The 17,766-nt window shown below is 68.9% G+C and carries 18 protein-coding genes; 8 read left to right on the top strand and 10 right to left on the bottom strand.

Translation table 11 applies throughout. From position 1 onward, the window contains the following. The first annotated feature begins 1 nt into the window (after position 1). The 5 genes from OG381_RS44815 (at position 2) to OG381_RS44795 (ending at position 4,679) form a co-directional block, all read left to right on the top strand. The gene (locus OG381_RS44815) at positions 2–763 is read left to right on the top strand and encodes an IclR family transcriptional regulator (RefSeq protein WP_327721749.1); all 762 of its coding nucleotides are present in this window, start codon (positions 2–4) and stop codon (positions 761–763) included. Beyond that, positions 760–1,689, top strand: a complete 930-nt coding sequence (locus tag OG381_RS44810) for an ornithine cyclodeaminase family protein (RefSeq protein ID WP_327721748.1) — start codon at positions 760–762, stop codon at positions 1,687–1,689. Before OG381_RS44815 ends, OG381_RS44810 begins: the two co-directional genes overlap by 4 nt. 862 nt (positions 1,690–2,551) lie before the next feature. Next, complete coding sequence (locus OG381_RS44805; protein WP_327721747.1) at positions 2,552–3,388, top strand: alpha/beta fold hydrolase; 837 nt, start codon at positions 2,552–2,554, stop codon at positions 3,386–3,388. After that, on the top strand, positions 3,381–3,965 hold the full coding sequence (locus OG381_RS44800) for a TetR/AcrR family transcriptional regulator (RefSeq protein WP_327721746.1): 585 nt from the start codon (positions 3,381–3,383) through the stop codon (positions 3,963–3,965). The genes OG381_RS44805 and OG381_RS44800 overlap by 8 nt, the downstream gene beginning before the upstream one ends. A 363-nt stretch (positions 3,966–4,328) precedes the next feature. Further along, entirely contained in the window at positions 4,329–4,679 is a 351-nt protein-coding gene (locus OG381_RS44795) for a hypothetical protein (protein ID WP_327721745.1), read from the top strand. Between the two features lie 67 nt (positions 4,680–4,746). Here the strand turns inward: OG381_RS44795 and OG381_RS44790 are convergent, their stop codons facing one another. Further along, positions 4,747–5,955: an RNA-guided endonuclease InsQ/TnpB family protein gene (locus OG381_RS44790; protein WP_327721744.1), complete on the bottom strand. Its 1,209-nt coding sequence runs from the start codon at positions 5,953–5,955 to the stop codon at positions 4,747–4,749. A gap of 279 nt (positions 5,956–6,234) precedes the next feature. Between OG381_RS44790 and OG381_RS44785 the strand changes: the two genes are divergently transcribed. Further along, positions 6,235–6,819, top strand: a complete 585-nt coding sequence (locus OG381_RS44785; protein ID WP_327721743.1) for a GNAT family N-acetyltransferase — start codon at positions 6,235–6,237, stop codon at positions 6,817–6,819. Positions 6,820–7,528: 709 nt separating this feature from the next. Then, positions 7,529–8,086 (top strand): GNAT family N-acetyltransferase, encoded by a 558-nt coding sequence (locus OG381_RS44780; protein ID WP_327721742.1) that lies wholly within the window; start codon positions 7,529–7,531, stop codon positions 8,084–8,086. A gap of 341 nt (positions 8,087–8,427) precedes the next feature. Here the strand turns inward: OG381_RS44780 and OG381_RS44775 are convergent, their stop codons facing one another. Both OG381_RS44775 and OG381_RS44765 read right to left on the bottom strand, forming a co-directional pair. Beyond that, positions 8,428–8,844: a hypothetical protein gene (locus tag OG381_RS44775; protein ID WP_327721741.1), complete on the bottom strand. Its 417-nt coding sequence runs from the start codon at positions 8,842–8,844 to the stop codon at positions 8,428–8,430. A gap of 443 nt (positions 8,845–9,287) precedes the next feature. Then, entirely contained in the window at positions 9,288–9,776 is a 489-nt protein-coding gene (locus OG381_RS44765) for an RICIN domain-containing protein (protein ID WP_327721740.1), read from the bottom strand. A gap of 838 nt (positions 9,777–10,614) precedes the next feature. Between OG381_RS44765 and OG381_RS44760 the strand changes: the two genes are divergently transcribed. Beyond that, a complete protein-coding gene (locus OG381_RS44760) occupies positions 10,615–10,872 on the top strand; it encodes a hypothetical protein (RefSeq protein ID WP_327721739.1) in 258 nt (85 codons plus the stop codon). 683 nt (positions 10,873–11,555) lie between these two features. Here the strand turns inward: OG381_RS44760 and OG381_RS44755 are convergent. The 7 genes from OG381_RS44755 to OG381_RS44725 all read right to left on the bottom strand — a co-directional run bounded on the left by OG381_RS44755 (position 11,556) and on the right by OG381_RS44725 (position 17,740). Beyond that, positions 11,556–11,996, bottom strand: coding sequence for a DUF7144 family membrane protein (locus OG381_RS44755; RefSeq protein ID WP_327721738.1), 441 nt, complete (start codon positions 11,994–11,996; stop codon positions 11,556–11,558). Positions 11,997–12,026: 30 nt separating this feature from the next. Continuing rightward, positions 12,027–12,491 (bottom strand): SHOCT domain-containing protein, encoded by a 465-nt coding sequence (locus tag OG381_RS44750; RefSeq protein ID WP_327721737.1) that lies wholly within the window; start codon positions 12,489–12,491, stop codon positions 12,027–12,029. Positions 12,492–12,711: 220 nt separating this feature from the next. Beyond that, positions 12,712–14,070 (bottom strand): hypothetical protein, encoded by a 1,359-nt coding sequence (locus OG381_RS44745; protein ID WP_327721736.1) that lies wholly within the window; start codon positions 14,068–14,070, stop codon positions 12,712–12,714. A gap of 123 nt (positions 14,071–14,193) precedes the next feature. Further along, positions 14,194–14,853 carry an HdeD family acid-resistance protein gene (locus OG381_RS44740; RefSeq protein ID WP_327721735.1) on the bottom strand — a complete coding sequence of 220 codons (660 nt, stop codon included), beginning with the start codon at positions 14,851–14,853 and terminating at the stop codon, positions 14,194–14,196. A 388-nt stretch (positions 14,854–15,241) separates the two neighbouring features. Continuing rightward, a complete protein-coding gene (locus tag OG381_RS44735; RefSeq protein ID WP_307021709.1) occupies positions 15,242–15,439 on the bottom strand; it encodes a hypothetical protein in 198 nt (65 codons plus the stop codon). Positions 15,440–15,566: 127 nt separating this feature from the next. Continuing rightward, positions 15,567–16,085 carry a hypothetical protein gene (locus tag OG381_RS44730; protein ID WP_327722718.1) on the bottom strand — a complete coding sequence of 173 codons (519 nt, stop codon included), beginning with the start codon at positions 16,083–16,085 and terminating at the stop codon, positions 15,567–15,569. A gap of 26 nt (positions 16,086–16,111) precedes the next feature. Then, entirely contained in the window at positions 16,112–17,740 is a 1,629-nt protein-coding gene (locus OG381_RS44725; RefSeq protein ID WP_327721734.1) for an MFS transporter, read from the bottom strand. Positions 17,741–17,766: the final 26 nt, after the last annotated feature.

Raw genomic sequence — 17,766 nt, 5'->3', positions numbered from 1 at the left:
GATGCCGCAAGCGCAGCGCACGGCCGTGGACAAAGCGCTGGACCTCGTCGAGGCGGTCGCCCGCGCCCCCCGGCCGCCGCGGCTGACCGATCTCGCCGAGACGGTCGGACTGCACCGCGCCACCGCCTACCGGATCCTGGTGGACCTAGTGCGCCGCGGCTGGGTGCTGCGCGCGGACGACCGCTATCTGCCCGGTACGGCCGTACTGCTCCTGTCGGCCCGCGCGGCACACAACTCGCTGACCACGCTGGCCCGTCCGGTGCTGGAGGACCTGTCCGGGCACACCGGTCTGATGGTCAACCTCCAGGTGCTGGAGCGCACCGGCTCCCGGGTGGTGGACGTCGTACGGCCCGACCGGCTGGCGATGATCAGCACCCTGCTCGACGAGACCCTGCCCGTGCACCGCTTCGCCGGACCACTCGCCCTGGTGGCCGCCCTGCCACCGGAGGCCCGCGCCCCCTACCTCGAACCCGCCGTGGACGCCGGCCATCCGCTCGACGGCGACGCGGGGCTGCTCGCCGACCTCGCACGCGCCGAGGCCGACGGCTTCGCGGCCGAGGACGGGCGCAACGACCAGTTCGTCGCCTCGCTCAGTCGGGCTGTCGTACCCGCCGAGGGAGTGCCCGTGTGCGCGCTCACCGTCGTCGGACCGTCGGCGGAAATCGACGACGACCGCCTCGGACGGCTCCGCTCCGAGCTCGCCGCCGCGGTCGACACGCTGGCAGGCCTGCTCTCCGGGTCACACCAGGAGGTCGGGGCGTGAACGACGTCCTCGTCCTCGACCGGGCCGCCACCCTCGCCGCCCTCGACCCGCACCGGCTCATGAGTGCCGTCTCCGACGCCCTCGTCGCCGTGGCCCAGGACCGGGTGTCCGCCCCGGCACGGACCGCCGCCTTCGCCCCGAACGGGCTGCTCGGCGCCATGCCCGGATACGTCCCCGGCCTCGGCCTCGCGGCAAAACTCGTGTCGGTGTTCCGCGACCCCGACCGGCCCGGCCGCAGCAGCCACCGGGGGGTGGTCGTGCTGTTCGCCCCCGAGGACGGCAGCCCGCTGGCGGTCCTGGACGCCGAGCCGATCACGGCCTGGCGCACCGCCGCTTCCGCCACGCACAGCGCCCTGGCCCTCGCCGCTCCCGGCCCTGTCGTGGTGGTCGGCACCGGCGCCCAGGCCCGCGCGCAGGTCTCCCTGCTGGCCGTGGTGCGGCCCGGCGTACCCGTCACCGTCGCGGGCCGCGACCCCGAGGCGGCCCGCGCGACCGCCGCACTGCATCCCGAGGGTCAGGCGGCGCCGAACATCGAAGGCGCCGTGCGCCAGGCCGCGACGGTGTACTGCTGCACGGGCGCCACCCGCCCGGTCATACGCCGCGCCTGGCTCGCTCCGGGCACCCACGTGAGTTCCGTCGGCGGCTCCCACGGCCCCGAACTCGACGCCGAAACCGTCCACGACGCCGACCTCTTCACCGAATGGCCCGGCGCCGCCACGACCCCGCCGCCGTCCGGCGCCCACGAGTTGCAGGACCTGCCGACCGAACGCCGAATCACCCTCCTCGGCTCAGTCCTGGCCGGCGAAGCCCCCGGACGGCACTCCCCCGAGGCCCTGACGGTCTTCAAGTCCACCGGACACGCGGCCCTCGACGTCGCCGCCGCGCACGTGGTGCACGCGACGGTGACGGGACGGATGGGCCGGTAGCCCCGGCGCCCGCTCCTGCAACGGTGATGCAACCTGCCGCCAGCCACGATGGTTCCGCCATGATCCGGCTGCGTCCGCACGCCGGCCGAGAGTCCCCGGCCTCGTACTGTCGGCGGTACGAGGCCGGGACCAGGCGCGGGGCCGCTTCGGCGGCTGGCCGCGGACGCGGACCGAGTCAGAGCGCCGGTACGACGGCTTCGAGGACGGCGAGTCGACGCGGGCCGTGGGAGTGCAGGTGGGCGGGCAGTGAGAGTTCCGCGCCTGCCGGGTGGACGTTGGTCTGGTCCTTGCCCGCCGTGCGGTCCGCGCGATGGTGACCTGCCGAACCGTCACGCCGACTCTTCCATCTGCGGCTTCGGCTTGGTGTGGTACCTCCGAAGTCAAAGAGAAGAGCCTTTGTCGTCCCGCGAGTTCACCGATTCCCCGTCCGGCGCCGGGTGAGCCGGCGCGAACCGTCCGGGTTGGTCCTTGATCAGCCAGCCCCGCGCTACCAACCGCTTCAGTTCCCCCGCGCCCCCTCCATCTTCGCGGTCACCGAGGGCAGCCCGATCCGGGTCGCGATCTGATGAGCCTGCATCGACCCTCACGCGTCCGCGATCACCTTCACGATGTCCTGGTGCACATCGGCAGGACGTCCGTCGTGAGACCTTCCCGCCAGTGCGACACCCTGATCGCCCCCATCACCCGCACCTCGTCGAGGGTTCCACCGGCTCCTGAAGTGTCACCGGCTCGGCCATGTCCTCCCCCTCGCCCTCCCCCTCACCTGATACCCGACCTGGGTTGACCCCCTTGGCTATTGGCGTTAGCTTCTAGCTAATCAGATTAGCTAACCGTTGTTGCATTTGAACGAGCAGGAGATGTCATGGCTGAGTTTGTCTCCGTCCCGGACGGCACCATCGCCTACGAGGTCGCCGGAGAAGGGCCGCTGATCGTCCTGGCCCACGGCATGGGGGACAGCCGCGCCGCGTACAGGTTCGTCCTGCCGCGCCTGGTGGCGGCGGGGTACCGGGTGGCCGCGGTCGACCTGCGGGGCTGTGGTGAGTCGAGCGGGCAATGGCCTTCCTACTCGCGCACCGACATCGCGGGCGATCTGCTCGCGGTGATCCGCCACATCGACAGCGGCCCGGCCGTCCTGGTCGGCCACTCGATCTCCGGCGGCGCCGCCACCATCGCGGCCGCCCAGGATTCCGGCCTGGTCCGGGGCATCATCGAGCTGGCCCCCTTCACGCGCGCGCAGTCGATCAGGCTCGGCGACTTCCGCTCGAAGAGCTACCGCAAGGGTGCCTTCCGGCTGCTCGGCGCCAGCCTGTTCGGCAGCGTGGGACTGTGGTCCCGCTACCTCGACCACGCCTACCCGGGCCGCAAGCCAGCCGACTGGACCGACCGGCTGGCCCGCATCGAGGCGATGCTGGGTGAGCCCGGCCGGATGCGGGCGCTGCAGAAGATGGGGCAGTCGGCGCCGACCGACGCCGGCGCCCAGTTGGGCAACGTACGGTGCCCTGCCCTGATCGTGCAGGGCTCGCTCGACCCCGACTGGGTCGATCCGCGCGCCGAGGGCGAGGCGATCGTGGCCGCGATGCCGGCCGGTGTCGGTGAGCTCGCGGTGATCGAGGGAGCCGGCCACTACCCGCACGACCAATACCCCGAGGAGACGGTGTCCCTGCTGCTGGCCTTCCTGGAAGCACACGCCCGTGCCTAGAGCGGGCCTCGATACGAGCTCCGTCGTCGCGGCAGGAGCGGAGCTCGCCGACGAGGTCGGTCTGGCGGGCCTGACCATGGGGCTGCTGGCCGACAGGCTCGGCGTACGGCCGCCGTCCCTGTACAAGCACGTCGGCTCCCTGCACGAACTGCGGCACGGCATCTCCGTCCAGGCCAAGCGCGAATTCGCCCATCAACTGGCCCGGGAGTCCGTCGGCCGTTCCGGCCCGGACGCGGTCCGGGCGTTCGCCGACAGCTACCGCCGCTGGGCCCTGGAGCATCCCGGCCGCTACGCCGCCACCCTCCCCGCCCCAGCGCCCGATGACGAGGAGGACCGCCGCGTCAGCGAAGCGGCATTGCAGGTTCTGCTCGACGTCCTCGCCGGTTTCGGCCTGCCCGACGCCCGCGTAGTCGACTCCGCACGGGCAATGCGATCAGCACTTCACGGGTTCGTCACCCTTGAAGGCGCCGACGGCTTCAAAATGGCCCGCGACGTCACGCGGAGTTTCCACTTCCTCATCGACACCCTGATCGCCGGCTTCCAGGCCGACCCTGGTGACCACGCCTCCGAAGGATGACGTGACCTCCACCGAGGTGACCCTCGGGGTGTGTGCCCCCTGGGCTCCGTACCGAAGTCAACCTGTTGCGGAGATGATCCTGCTCGCGGACCCGCCGATCTGGCTCCTGTGACCGTAGTTGAGGATTGTCATCAGCGGTTGGTTGCCAGTAGGTTCGATCCGCTTTTGTTCAAGCGACGGGGAATGCGGGGCCTGGGGTGGCGCTGCTGGACACACTGGTCACCACAGCCGCTGGGGCGCTGGCCGCCACGGTCGGGGTTCTGGTCGGGGGCATCGTCACGCACCGGGCTCAGGACCGTCAGTGGCTGCGGGACAAGCAGTTGCTCGCCTATCAGGAACTGATCAGCCACTACGAAGTTCACGATGGTCATCAGTCGCGCCCATGCCGATCGGCAGGGATGGGACTACGACTGGAGCGAGTGGAGCGCGGCCCTGACCCGTGCCAGCCTGGTCGCTCCCGCGGCCGTCGCGACGGAGATCGACAGCTTCGGCAAGGCCATCGGCGTCTTCCTGGACCAGGTGGCGCGTGACCCGGCACGCGACCCGGCGCGTGATCCGTTGAGCCAGGAAGAGTTCGCCCAGGCCAGCAGGGCACCCGCCCAGGCGCAGGTGCAGTTGGTCAACGCCATACGCCGGTCCCTGAGCAAAGATCAAAAGGCACTGCCCTTCTGGATAGGCGGCTCTCTGGCAGGCAGCCCCGACAACACCCGATAGACGAGGCACCGCCGAAAGCCCGTCCAGCGCCCACGAGCAATCGCGGCCAATTGACTTCCTCCCCCGCCTAAAGGCGGGGGATTCCAGCGGTCGCCCGCTGGGGTTCCTGTTTCACCGACGACTGCCCCGTCCGGGAGGACTCCCGTTGAGGTCTTACACCGTCTCCACAGGCAGATGCCGCCAGCCCGGCGGCCAGGATGTTACGTGCCGCGTTCACGTCACGGTCATGCACGACGCCGCAGGCGCACGTCCATTCGCGGACGTTCAGCGGCATCTTCGCCGCGACCGTGCCGCAGTTCCCGCACAGCTTGCTGCTGGGGAACCATCGGTCGATCACGACGAGCTCGCGCCCGTACCAGGCGCACTTGTACTCCAGCATGGAACGCAGGTCCGTCCAGGCCGCGTCCGAGATGGCGCGTGCGAGCGTGCCGTTCTTCAGCAGGTTGCGCACGCTCAGGTCCTCGATCACGACCGTTTGGTTCTCGCGGACGAGTCGAGTCGATAGCTTGTGCAGGACGTCGCGGCGCCGGTCGGCGATCCGCGCATGCACGCGGGCGACCTTGCGGCGGGCCTTCTCCCGGTTCGCCGAGCCCTTCGCCTTGCGCGACAACTCCCGCTGCGCACGGGCCAGCCGTGTTCGATCCCGCCTCTCATGCCTCGGGTTGGCGACCTTTTCCCCGGTGGACAGGGTCACCAGGGAGGTGATCCCGGCGTCCAGGCCGACGGCCGCCGTGGTGGCGGGGGCCGGGGCGATGGTGTCCTCGCACAGCAGGGACACGAACCAGCGACCCGCCGCGTCACGGGACACCGTCACCGTGCTCGGCTCCGTCCCCTCGGGCAGCGGGCGCGACCAGCGGATGTCCAAAGGGCCGGCCATCTTCGCCAGCGTCAGGCGCCCGTCGCGCCAGGTGAAGGCGCTACGCGTGTACTCGGCCGACGCGCGGGACTTCTTACGGGACTTGTAGCGCGGGTACTTCGCACGCTGGGCGAAGAAGTTCCCGAACGCCGTCTGCAAATGGCGCAGCGCCTGCTGCAACGGAACCGAGGACACCTCCGCCAGGAAGGCCAGTTCCTCGGTCTTCTTCCACTGCGTCAGCGCGGCCGAGGACTGCACGTAGGAGATGCGGCGCTGCTCGCCGTACCAGGCCCGGGTGCGCTCCTCCAAGGCCTTGTTGTAGACGAGGCGGACACAGCCGAACGTGCGCGACAACTCAGCCGCCTGCACGCCGGTGGGATAAAAGCGGTACTTGAACGCCCGCTTGACCTGCCGCGTCACGTCTCACACTCTATCAACTTCCGTATGGGCAGCGGGTGTCGTCCGGGGGGCGGTGGACCCCGGTCCGCCGCGGCGGCCAACCGGCTTTCCCTGCCCTGCTCCGCAGGAGCTTCATTTCCTCCCCGGCCTGAAGGCCGGGGTATCCACGAAGGACAGACCCGATGAGCCGATCTCGCCTCGAGCCCGCTTACCCGCTGCACTCCATCCGACGGCCCAGGCTTCCGATCTGACATAAAAGTGCCTGATCACATAGGGGGTGCGGGTGTTATCGTCCCTCGCATGGCTGAACTGATCGCGCCCACTGGACGGCTGCATTCCTCGTGGCTCACGGCGCGTGACGAGTGGCAGCCCGGTGCTCACCAGGACGGGGCCGGTCTGCGGCTGGTTGGTGACGGTGATCTGGACAGCCCGGAAGAGTTCGCCTCATGGGTCGAGCGACTGCGGCAGCAATCGGACCGGTCGCTGCCGGTCGGGGAAGGGCGCGTCCACGCCACCCACTGGTGGATCGTCGACGGCGAGACGTACCTCGGGGCCATCGACCTTCGGCACTATCTGAACGCCCTTCTGTTGGAAGGCGGCGGACACATCGGCTACAGCATTCGGCCTTCTGCCAGGAGACGCGGACTGGCCACGTGGGCGCTGGGAACGGTTCTACTCAAGGCACCTGCGCTCGGTCTGGACCGGGTCCTCCTCACCTGTGACGAGGGCAACGTCGGCTCCGCGCGCACCATCGAAAGCAATGGCGGCGTCCTCGAAGACGTGCGCAGCACCGAAATCGGGGTCAAGCGTCGCTACTGGATCGCTCTCGATGACGCTGGTCACCGCAATTCGTTGATGGCCGCGACAAGGACGGTTGCCTCGTAGCGGACTGCTCCTGGTAGTCCGTCCCTCGCGGCCACGACGCGGTGCCTTTTGAGTCGATTGATGCCGCACTCGACGGCGTGCCGATCCTGGAAGACATGTGGGTTGAACTTCGGCGGGCGGCCAGGCTGCCTGTCGTTCGGTAACTGTGGCTCCAGCACGGCCCGTTGCTCGTCCGGCAGATCTCCGCTGGCCACTGGCACGGCCCGTGCGAAACAGCTTCTGCCCAGGCCGCGTTCACCGTCGGTCGGGCAGCGGTGAGGTTCCGCCCCGCTTCGGCCGCGTCGATCTGGCGGTGCACGGTGGACAGCAGCCTGCGGCGACACGATCCTTGAGCGTCTGCTTCGAGGCGCGGCGCGATGGGTGTCGCGATGGGGCCGCCTGTTCGCGAGGGCCGGGGCCCGGGCAGAGCGGCCGACTCGGCTTCCGGGCGTCGAGTGGCGAGCTGTTGCGTTGCGCTCGTACAGGCGTCGGGTGTGGCGGGTTGTTCCTGTGGCTGGAGGGTTGCTGCTTCGAGTTCGCGGGCTTCGCCGAGGGCGTTGATGACGATGCCGGTGAGAAGGTTGACCCAGGCTGACGGCCTTCGAAAAGAGGTACCTCGCTGCGGCGGGTAAAGCAGGGGCATGGCCATCGAGTGTGCCTGGCGCCCCCGCATAGGATCAGCGGCGATGGGGCAGTCTGACTGCCGGGAGCCGTGGGCGAGGGGAATGGTATGGGGCAGGTGTTCTTCCGCAAGCTGAGCCGGTGGCAGGCTGACGGTGACCGGGAAAAGCTGGCGGACCTGTACGTGGCTGCCTATGAGGAACCCCCGGGTGAGGAGTACCGCAATCGCGAACGGTTCCTGGCCAGACTCGCGGAGGATGTCCAACGTCAGGGCTTCGCCATGGTGGCGGCTGACGATGAGGAAGGCGATGACGACGAACCCGCGGGGGTGACGTACGGGTATCCGCTGCACCGTGACGGCTCGTGGTGGCGGGGGTTCGTCGGTGTCGTTCCCGACGAGGTCGAGGAACTCACCGCCTCTGGCAAGGCGTTCGTCATAGCCGAGCTGATGGTGCTGCCGGAGCACCGTCGTCGCGGAATCGGCGGTCGCCTTGTAGAAACGCTGCTCTCCGCCAGCCACGCGGAACTGGCTGTCATCCTGGTCGACCCCGCCAACAGGGTGGCGCAGGCCGCCCTTCGGGCATGGGGTTGGGAGCCGCTCGGGGAACTCCGTCCTGGCACCGGGGATTCCGTATATCTGGTGCTCACCAGGTCCCTGCCGAGCTGAGTACCAGAGGTGTGCCCGGGCACATCCAGCTCTTTCGCCGCCTGGCCTGTGTACAGGCTTCCTCTGGGCGTGGATCCTGGCGCCGGGCACGAGCTCGAGGAGCGGACAGCAACACAATGGCCGAGGAACGTCGGCGGTTCGGCGTTTACCGGACCGCGCGATGTTCATGACACGGGCGATAAGACGACGGATGTCGGCCCTGTTGCCGGCGCCACATGCCAACTTCTCGGACCGGGCGCACTATTGAGCGGCCTCCGCCGACAAGAGGGCCTACGTCTTTCATGGCACGGAGGCCGTGGCCTCGATCCGTCTGTGGCTCCACGGGAAGCAAAACGCCCCGCTCAGAGGTCCGTTGCATCCGGGTAGTGGCGACGTAGCTCCGTGAGAACGCGCTCGTCGAGAGCCCGGACGTCCCACAACGAGCTGTCTGCTTCAGTCAGGACGACCTGCACCTCGTCCCCGGCGAACCCGCGCGCTTCGGCGTCGATCAACTGAAGGAAAGGGGTCGTCAGCGACAACAGCGTCAACGTGTCCATGCCGCCGTCGGCAGACAGTCTCTCCAACTCGGCACAGCGAGGGTCGACGATCTCGTCGAATTCGACGCGCCACGTCAGGTCCAGGCCGAAGCTGCCGAGGCGAACCAGGAGTTCAGCCAGGGTCACGTAGTGCTTTCCCTGCCAGGCGGGGAACGTGATCCCCTTCATCCCCGCCTCTGCTTCAGCCGTATCGGGTGACAAGCGGCCCCCTTCGTTCAGCATCGAACACTAGGGCACGGCTCTGACCAGCTCACATCACCCATCGGACAGTTCCTAACGGCCCGATCACTGTCCCTCCACCCGGCAGACGTGGACAGCGGCACTCCGATCACCCGACGCTCGCGTCCTCACGCCGTGCCCGGCCGTCATCCCACCACGCAAGGTCATTTTGCGACCACGCCCGCATTCGCCAACGGTGTCCCCAGCGGGACACCATGCACGAAGGCGATGCGACGGGGCCGTGGCGATCGGCGGTCTCCCTGCGCAGACGGCTCGCCCGCCACGGCCGATAGGACGCGGCGGCGGTCGACTTCGGCGTCCACCGCCACACCCTGGGCTACCTCATCCGCGGCGTCGCAACCCTCCTGAGCCGCTCTTTGGGCGACCCGGACGTCCAGGTGGAACTGTGGCCGACGATGAGACCGAAGCTGCGGCCTGAGGGCGGGTCAGCTCCACCGCTGGTCCTGGTTGAGGGTGCAGGTCCACAGGATCGGCTGGACGCCGCTGGCAGTTTGGGAGTTGGGAACGGCGAGGCAGTAGTCGCCGTACGGGTGACGCAGGCGGCCGATGCTGTCGTAGATCCACAGGAATTCGGAGCCGGAACCGCAGGAGTACTGGAAGGTCGCCATGCGGTCGGCGTTGCCGGCGCCGAGGCATCTGCCGGTTGCCTTGTTGACCAGCCAGACCTCATTGTCCCCCTGGTCCTTGTTGCGCAGCTCCCAACGCTGGTCGTCGTTGTCGTTGCACGTCCATTGGACGGCCGCGACGCCGAAGCTGTCGTCGGAACCGGGAATGGCCAGGCACTTGAGGGTCTTGTCGTTGCGCAACTCCACGTACGTGGCGGCCTGCGCCGGTGTCGGCGACAGGAACATGAGGGAAACGAGCGCAAGTGCCACGGCGCCGGCTCTTCGCGCCGCCTTCAGGACAAGGGACATGGGTCTCTCCAGGGTCAGCAATTCGACACGCGGCCTGCGGAAAATCTCGACCAGTATGAGGAAGGGGACCTTGGTGTGTCGTGTGCAGCGAGTACACAGGTTGTTGGCTCTGCGTCTCCTCAAGTCGGTTTCCGTGGTCCGGCACCGGATCGCCCGTACGACCCCGCGGCATTTGGTCTTGGCTCCTGCAGTCCACCAGGCGTGTGCGTCGAGGCGGCACACTGATCTCGCTGGGTCAGGTGTCTTCGCCTCGCCTCGATTACCCCCAATCGGCGGGCCGGCCGGACAGCGCGTGCCGCAAGACTGGGTGGAACGGGCGCACATACTTGCTGCCGGTGTGGGCACCGGATTCATCCGCGAACCCAGGGGCACTTGAATTCCATGACGACTGGGGGGGGAAGTCCTACTACTACCTCACCGACGCCGCCGACACGACCTGGGCCTGGTCGACGACTCGGGCAAGCGCACCCGCATCTGCGCCTACGACGCCCATCTCGGCCGCTTCACCCAACCCGCGCCGTCGGGACAGGAGTCCCACCCCTACCTGTCCGCGAACGGCGCCTTCATCAGCAGCAGAGACCCCACCAGGCTGCTGTCGCTGCGGATCAGGCCCCGAGGTCACAGGCCTCAACACCGGCTCTCCTAACTGGAGTTGAGATGAAGGAAACGGGATCCAGTATCGCTGCCGTTATCACCGGCGGCGGTCCATGGAGCAGTTGGGTGTTCGGAGTCGTGGTGATCCTCGTGTTCGTAGTCTGTGCGGTCGTCTGGCGGAGCCGCAGCAGGTAAGAGAGACCGGACATCACGAGCTGGCACCAGGGAAATGACCATGCGGAATGTGTCTTCTCGCAAAGTGGCGGGGGCTGCCAAACTCCTCAACGTCGTCTTCACCGTCGCCGTCGCCATGAACCTTGCCGCTGCCATCTGGCATCCGAACGGGACAGTGTGGAGGGCGGCACGCCTCACGGTCAGTGTGCTCTTCTTCGCGTCACTCGGCCATTACCTTGCTCTCCTCGCCATCCGCTGGCGGCAGCGGCGGAGAAGGGAATTGGAACGCAATGCGACGAAGGAGGACGTCGATGGAGGATGCAATTAGGGGAACGCGGAATTTTGCCGCGATTGCGCTCCTGGGAGGACTCTGCGGGTGCGTGGCAGGGGTGGTCACCGGTGACACGGTGCCGATAGTGCTCGGAGCAGTTGGCGCAGCATGCGGCGCGATTCTGGCGGCCCTTGCCTTCCTCGCCCACCGCAAGACCCGCTCCTGAACCCCAAGCGGGCCGGAGCCTGTCGGCCTGTTCGTCGCGGCCGTCATCCTCGTCGGCATCATCTACGCCAAACATCGTCGCTGAACCACTCAGCGGCCGGTCCAACGGGCGATTCGAAACGTCCAACGCGCTCGCCTTTCGCCTGATCGGGACGGCCATGGCCGCCCTCGGGCTGCTTTATGCGACGGGCGTGGTGGGCTGACACTCACAAGGGAAAGTTCGTCGCAGGACGGGACGTTGCGTGACCAGCGCGACAACTGAACTGATGGCTCGCGGCGCCTCCGGACCACCGCTTCCCAGGATGCAGCCGGCACCACGGCACCAATGACCGGTCCCAGGACGTTCACGGCAAGTCCGCGTTCGCGCCCCGACGCCTTCTCGCCGACATGCCGCCCCCTCGTGGTCTTCGGGACACCCGCGGCCGCGTGCACGGACTGGGTATCGAAGATCACGAGGGGCGGGTTCTCTCATCACCGGGCTCTCACCGACCAGGACGGCAGTTCGGCAGCTCGTGCTACAGCGGGCGCTCCTCTGACAGGTCGTAGAGGTTGCCGCGCTGGACCACGCACAGCGCCCAGATGATGAAGGCCGAGATGGCGATCATCACGACCGACCACACCGGGTAGTACGGAAGGGAGAGGAAGTTGGCGATGATGACGAGTCCGGCGATGGCCACGCCGAGAACGCGCGCCCAGGTCGCGGTCCGGAGCAGCCCGATGCTGACGAGCACGGCCACCACGCCCAGCGCGAGGTGGATCCAGCCCCAGCCGGTCAGGTCGAACTCGAACACGTAGTTGCGTGTGGTGAGGAAGATGTCGTCCTCGGCGATGGCCATGATGCCCCGGAAGAGGTCGAGCAGGCCGACGAGGAAGAGCATCACGGCCGCGAAGGCTGTCAGTCCGGTTGCCCATTCCTGCTTCGCCGTGTGTGCCGGCCGGGTGTGTGTGGCGGTCATCTTGAGCCTCGTTTCGTGTGGTCCGGATGCTCAGTGAGGGGCGGTCCGGGAGGTGGAGCCCGTGGGTTCCGTCGGGCCGTGGCCGGCGAGGACCAGTTCCTTCGCCCTGCGGAACTCCTCGTCCGTGATGTCGCCGTGGGAGCGGATCTCGGACAGCCTGGCGAGTTCGTCGACGCTGCTGGTCCCGCCGCCGGCCGCGGTCTGCCTGATGTAGCTGTTGAACTCCTCCTGCTGCGCACGCGCCTGCGCCACCTCCCGGCGGCCCATGTTCTTGCCGCGGGCGATCACGTAGATGAAGACGCCCAGGAAGGGCAGCAGGATGGTGAGCACCATCCATCCGGCCTTCGCCCAGCCGCTCATGGTGTCGTCACGGAAGATGTCGGTGATGATCCGGAAGAGCAGGACGAACCACATGATCCACAGGAAGAACAGGAGCATGCTCCAGAAAACGCTCAGCAGGGGATAGTCGTACGCCAGGTACGTCTGCGTGCTCATGTCTCTCCTCCGTCCCGGGCGTCCGCCCGGCCGCCGTAGCCTGCTTGTGTTCAGCGTGCGCAGGACAAGGACCGCTGCGCCTCACCCGACGCGGGTGAGCCTGCGGCAGCTCCACAGTCCCGGTTGACGCGCTCCAGCCCCCGGACTGCAGGGCTGCCGCGACCCGTGCGACCGTGCGGCCTCGGGATGCGTGTCTGGGGCCGGGTTTCCCGCTCATGGCTCATGGGGCCGCCCGTTCCGTCGCCCGGTCCCCCGCATGGCCGGCCGGTCCGGCGGCCGCCGCGAGGATGGCCAGGATGATCACGACCGCCAGGGCGATGCCGAGAACGAGCACCACTCCCCCGACCGTGGGGTGGTTCCAGAGGACCAGGGCGAGCCCTCCGGCCGCGATGACGGCACCGGTGGTCCATGCCCGGTTGTCTGTCAGCCAGCGGCCGGTGGCCCCGGTGCGCAGTCCGGCGTGGCTCAGACCGCGGCCAGCGGCCGTCGTTCCCCGGTCCGTGACCGTGCGGAGGGCGCGGGCGGGGCGTCCGGGACCGTACAGGTAGGCGACCAGCGCGGTAATCACTGCCAGGACCAGCAGGGTGCGCGCGCTGTCGCGCAGGAAGCGGATGAACGTGTCGTAGATCGCCGCGGCCGCGTCGGTGGGCAGTGCCGTGGGCGGGACCGAGTCCAGGTAGACCCTTCTGGCGACGACGAGCGCGACGAGCAGCACCCCCATCATCACGCCCACGCCGATCGCGGTGATCATCACCATCACCCGGTGTGCCGGATTGGTCCAGACGGCGAGCGCGGCGAGCGCGACGGTCAGGACGGGCAGCCAGGTACCGAGGATGTCCAGCAGCCGCATCGTGTCCTGTGCTTTGCCCAGTTCCTCGGCCTGGAAGAGCGTGATGGTCCGGTCCGTGTTCGGGATGGCGGCTGCCTTGTCGAATCCCGCGTCGACGAGCCGCTCCCGTACTTCGTTGATGACCTCTCCCACGTCCAGCTGGACCGTGTCGCCCTCGGCGCGCACGGCACCTTCGCGTTGGCCGGTGAGCATGTTCACCACCGCGGCGTGCGAGCGCCGGTTGGCGCCCTCCCACACCTGCTGGAAGGCATCGCCGGTGATCACACGGGTGATGATGCGGTCGACGACGCTTCTGACCGCGCTGCGCAGCGGCCCTTCGAGGGAGTCTGCCCCCGCCACGACGCGCGGTGACGCACCGGACTCCTGGAGCGCCTTGCTGAGCGAGTCCGTCACCGCAGCGACGTCCACGTTGTCGACGACGCGGTTCGTGAGCCGGTTGATCACGACCTCCTGCACGGCCGGATCGGACGCCAGCGGAGCGACGGTCTCGACGTACCGGTCGGTGTCGGAGACCGTGTCCTGGACCCAGGCCGCGGCGACGGCCAGAGGCGCGAGCAGCAGGGCCAGCAGGAGCAGGACCGAGGAGCCGACCTGGCGCAGCCGCCGGTGGCGTGTCGCCGCGTGACGGCGCAGTCGCTCGTACTCCGCTCGTTCCTCGGCGGTCATGACCTGTTCCTGATGGGAGGCTCCGCCGGGATCCGGCGGGTCCGGGGTGGCGGCCGGGTTCATGGATACTCCCTGTCCGTGAGTGCGCCGCCCCGGCCGCGACGGTCGCCGCTCGGGGTGACGCAGCGGGAAAGACCGTGCGGGGCCGGTGCGTCTGTCACGCCCGCCGGAGCGGCGGGCACGGTGTCAGGCGCTGCCGGCGGGGGCGCGCGGTCCTGCCGCGGACGTCTTTGCGAGCGCGGCCCGCCACGCGAAAGCGACCAGCGCCTCGCCGAGGCCGAGCAGGACGAGCCACAGGCCGAGCAGCCGCGTGAGCGCGCGGGCCGACTCGGTAGGAAGGGCGAGCACCACGATCCCCGCGACGATCCCGAGCACCCCGACGAGCATGACGACGCCACGGTGCGGCAGGTCCTGGACGGCGACGGCCGTGTAGAGGGTGAGGATGCCGGACACGAGCCAGACACCCCCGGTGATCAATGACAGCGCGGCGATCGTCTGCAGCGGGTTGCGCAGGCAGAGCACCCCGGCAAGGACGTACAGCACGGCCAGGAGCAGCCCCGGCAGCCGTTCGTCCGCCGCCCGCGCGAAGACGCCCACGAACCGGAACGCCCCGGTCACCAACAGGTACAGGCCGATGAGGACCGCCACGACGTGCAGGGTCGCGTCCGGCCAGACGAGTATCAGCAGGCCCGGCACCAATGTCGCCAGGGCCGCGCCCAAGATCCAGGTCCAGGAACGGCCGAGCCGCCCGAGTACGTCCGCGGAGTCGCCCATCGGATCGGGGGCCGCGCCGTCGGGCCTGTGTTCCTGCCGGGTATGTGATGCCGGGCCATGCGGCATGGACATGGCTCCTCCTCACGTGATCAGCCGTCGCCTCCGCAAGCTGACGAGGCGGGGGGAGGGCAGTGTGCGAGCGCCTGACCGCTCCAGGGTCAGGCTGCTGCTCGGTGACCGGCTCACCCACCACGGGTGAGCCATCGATTCCGCCACGGCGGAGGGGTGGAGGGCCCCGGCGCCCGGCTGGCACCTTCTGGCCGGTCGGAAGGCGGCGATCGTCGCCATCGCCCGAGGTCGGCCTGGTCGACCGCCTACTCCCTGACGCCTCCGAACGAGCACCGTACGGCTGGAGCGTCGGCTCTGCTCCTGGGCGGCCTGCTTGACGGTGCTGCTGGTGTGAGCCGCCCACCAGGTCGGTCGGATCAAGACGGAGCGGCTCTGAGCACGGCCCACCCCGTCACTCCGGCAGGGGGCGCATCTCCAATACCCGCAGTCCCAGTGACTGGCAGCGGGCCAGCAGTCCGTACAGGTGCGCTTCGTCCACGACGGGTCCGAACAGGATGGTCTGGCCGGACATCACCACATGACCAAGTTCCGGAAACGCCTTGGCCATCGTTTCCGACAGGTGTCCCTCGACTCGGATCTCGTAGCGCACGAACGGTCCTTCCTGGACTGTCTCGAACAGGTGGACGGCGCCCCTTCCCTACCGATCGTCGGTGTTTGTGCTGCTTGGGGCCTCACCCGGTACAGGTGAGCGTCGCCCGGCGAGAGGACGCCGGGGCTCAATGCTTCAGAAAGATCTTGAAGGAAATGATCAGCAGGCCGAGCAGCAGGTTGACCGATGCGGTGACGACCATGAGCCGTGGCGAAGCGCCGGCGCGGCGTGCCGCAGCCACGGACCAGCCCACCTGGCCGGCCACAGCGACGCAGAGAGCCAGCCAGAGGGAACCTCGCACGTCCAGACCGAAGAGCGGACCGGCAAGCATCGCGGCGGCCGGCGGGATGGCCGCCTTGACGATCGGCCACTCCTCGCAGCACACGTTCCATACGACCCGACGGTCCGGAGCCTGTTGTGCCAGGCGCGCCCCGAAGAGCTGGGCATGCACGTGCCCGATCCAGAACACCACGCCGGTGAGCAGCAGCAACAACACCAACTCGGCGCGGGGGTACGAGCCCAGGGAACCGGCGCCGACCACCACGGAGGCCGCCAGCATGGATCCGTAGACGCCGCCCGTGTAGTCCGCGCGGGCCCGGCGCTCGGCACGGTGCTCCCGCCGGGCCGGGCCGCTCGTGACTCTCATCCTGGACACTGGTGCCCCCTCCGGACTCAGCGCGTCTCTCCGGCCGTACCGGCCGGAAGATCGGTATCCGGCTGCCGCTGACGGCTTTGCCGGGCGGTCGGCAGGTTCGGCGTGACGAGGAAACTGGCGAGGGCGATCCCACCGGTGGCCAGGACCGCCGCCTTCAGGCCGTCCAGCTGCGCGGAGGCGTAGGAGTCCGCGACGGCGTCGACCTCGGACGGCGGCAGCCCGGCACGCTCGGCCGCCGAGCGCACCTGATCGGTGGGGACGAAGGTGACTCCGGCCTCGAGAGCGACACCGACCTCGTCACGGGTCTGTTCGGACAGCTGCGGATGGTCGGTCACCTGCGAGGTGAAGGCGTGGGCCAGCGCACCGATCAGGATCGAGCCGATGAGTGCGGTGCCCAGCGCGGAACCCAGATTCTGTGCCGTGAACTGAAGCCCTCCCGCCTCACTGCGTTCCGCCTCGCCGACGCCGGACTGGACGACGTTGCCCAGTTGTGAGGCGAGCAGGCCGACGCCCACGCCCAGCAGGGCCATCGCTCCGGCGAACTGCCCGTCGTCGATGACCGGGTCGATGGTGGCCAGCAGCCACACGATGGCCGCCGTCAGGGTCGCCAGCGCCAGCCGGACCACCCGGCGAGCGCCCCACCTCCGGCCCAGCGAGGACGCGGACAGGGAGGTCACCAGCATGGTGGCGGACACCGGAAGCAGACGCAGCCCCGTCTCGAACGCGTCGAACCCCTGCACCACCTGCAAGTACAGCGGGATGGTGAAGAACAGCCCCAGCAGGATGAGGTTCTGGCTCAGCAGCGTCATCAGCCCGGACCGCAGCACGGGCCTGCCCAGCAGGGAAAGATGCATCAGGGGGTCGGCCCCGTGCAGCTCCCGCCGCCGCTCCCACCACCGGAAGAGGGCCAGGACGGCCACTCCCAGGCCGACGACGAACAGCGTCGGGGCGAAACCGAGGACGGTGAAGGGTGGGTTGCGCGGCTGCACCCATCCCCAGGTGCTGCTCTGCAGGACCCCGAGCACACCCAGCCCCAGCCCGGTCGCGGAGAGCACCGCCCCCACCCAGTCCAGCCGGGGACGCGGGCCGGTCGGGGCGGACGGCGCGATCACCCCGCGGCACAGCAGGACGGCCACGACGACCACGACCTCGCCGGCGAAGACCAGCCGCCAGGTGAGATACGTCGTCACCCAGCCGCCCAGGAGCGGACCGACCGCGATTCCGGCGCCGGCGAGCCCGCCGATGACCGCGTAGGCGATGGCACGGTCCCGCCCGCGGTACGCCTCCGCGACGAGGGCGGCCATGGCCGGCAGCACCATGGCCGCCCCGAGCCCCTCGATGACCGACCAGCCCAGCGTGAGCACCCACAGCGTGGGCGCCACCGCGGTCAGAGCGGACCCCACACCGTAGACGGCGAGCCCCGTAAGGAACATGCGGCGGCGCCCCAGGATGTCCCCGAACCTGCCACCGATGATCATGAACGCGGCCATGACCAGCGCGTACAGCGTGATGACGGCCTGGATGGCGGTGACCTCTGTGTCGAAGTCCTCGACCAACTGGCTGATGGACACGTTCATGACGGAGGTGTCCAGAACCATCAGGAACTGGGCCGTACCGAGGACGATCAGAGCCCGCCAGTGCTTCACGCTGTCCACCTCGCCAGGTAGGTCCC

This window comes from Streptomyces sp. NBC_00490 (assembly GCF_036013645.1).
In the GTDB taxonomy this organism is placed as follows: Bacteria; Actinomycetota; Actinomycetes; order Streptomycetales; family Streptomycetaceae; genus Streptomyces; species Streptomyces canus_F.
The sequence above is the reverse complement of the archived record's forward strand: the minus strand, read 5'-3'. Positions and strand labels throughout refer to the sequence as shown.

Bases quoted from the DNA above. Each gene is read 5' to 3' on its own strand.
- OG381_RS44815 (WP_327721749.1), top strand. From the start codon at position 2: ATGCCGCAAGCGCAGCGCACGGCCGTGGACAAAGCGCTGGACCTCGTC.
- OG381_RS44805 (WP_327721747.1), top strand. From the start codon at position 2,552: ATGGCTGAGTTTGTCTCCGTCCCGGACGGCACCATCGCCTACGAGGTC.
- OG381_RS44795 (WP_327721745.1), top strand. From the start codon at position 4,329: ATGGTCATCAGTCGCGCCCATGCCGATCGGCAGGGATGGGACTACGAC.
- OG381_RS44785 (WP_327721743.1), top strand. From the start codon at position 6,235: ATGGCTGAACTGATCGCGCCCACTGGACGGCTGCATTCCTCGTGGCTC.
- OG381_RS44780 (WP_327721742.1), top strand. From the start codon at position 7,529: ATGGGGCAGGTGTTCTTCCGCAAGCTGAGCCGGTGGCAGGCTGACGGT.
- OG381_RS44775 (WP_327721741.1), bottom strand. From the start codon at position 8,844: ATGCTGAACGAAGGGGGCCGCTTGTCACCCGATACGGCTGAAGCAGAG.
- OG381_RS44765 (WP_327721740.1), bottom strand. From the start codon at position 9,776: ATGTCCCTTGTCCTGAAGGCGGCGCGAAGAGCCGGCGCCGTGGCACTT.
- OG381_RS44755 (WP_327721738.1), bottom strand. From the start codon at position 11,996: ATGACCGCCACACACACCCGGCCGGCACACACGGCGAAGCAGGAATGG.
- OG381_RS44750 (WP_327721737.1), bottom strand. From the start codon at position 12,491: ATGAGCACGCAGACGTACCTGGCGTACGACTATCCCCTGCTGAGCGTT.
- OG381_RS44745 (WP_327721736.1), bottom strand. From the start codon at position 14,070: ATGAACCCGGCCGCCACCCCGGACCCGCCGGATCCCGGCGGAGCCTCC.
- OG381_RS44740 (WP_327721735.1), bottom strand. From the start codon at position 14,853: ATGTCCATGCCGCATGGCCCGGCATCACATACCCGGCAGGAACACAGG.
- OG381_RS44730 (WP_327722718.1), bottom strand. From the start codon at position 16,085: ATGAGAGTCACGAGCGGCCCGGCCCGGCGGGAGCACCGTGCCGAGCGC.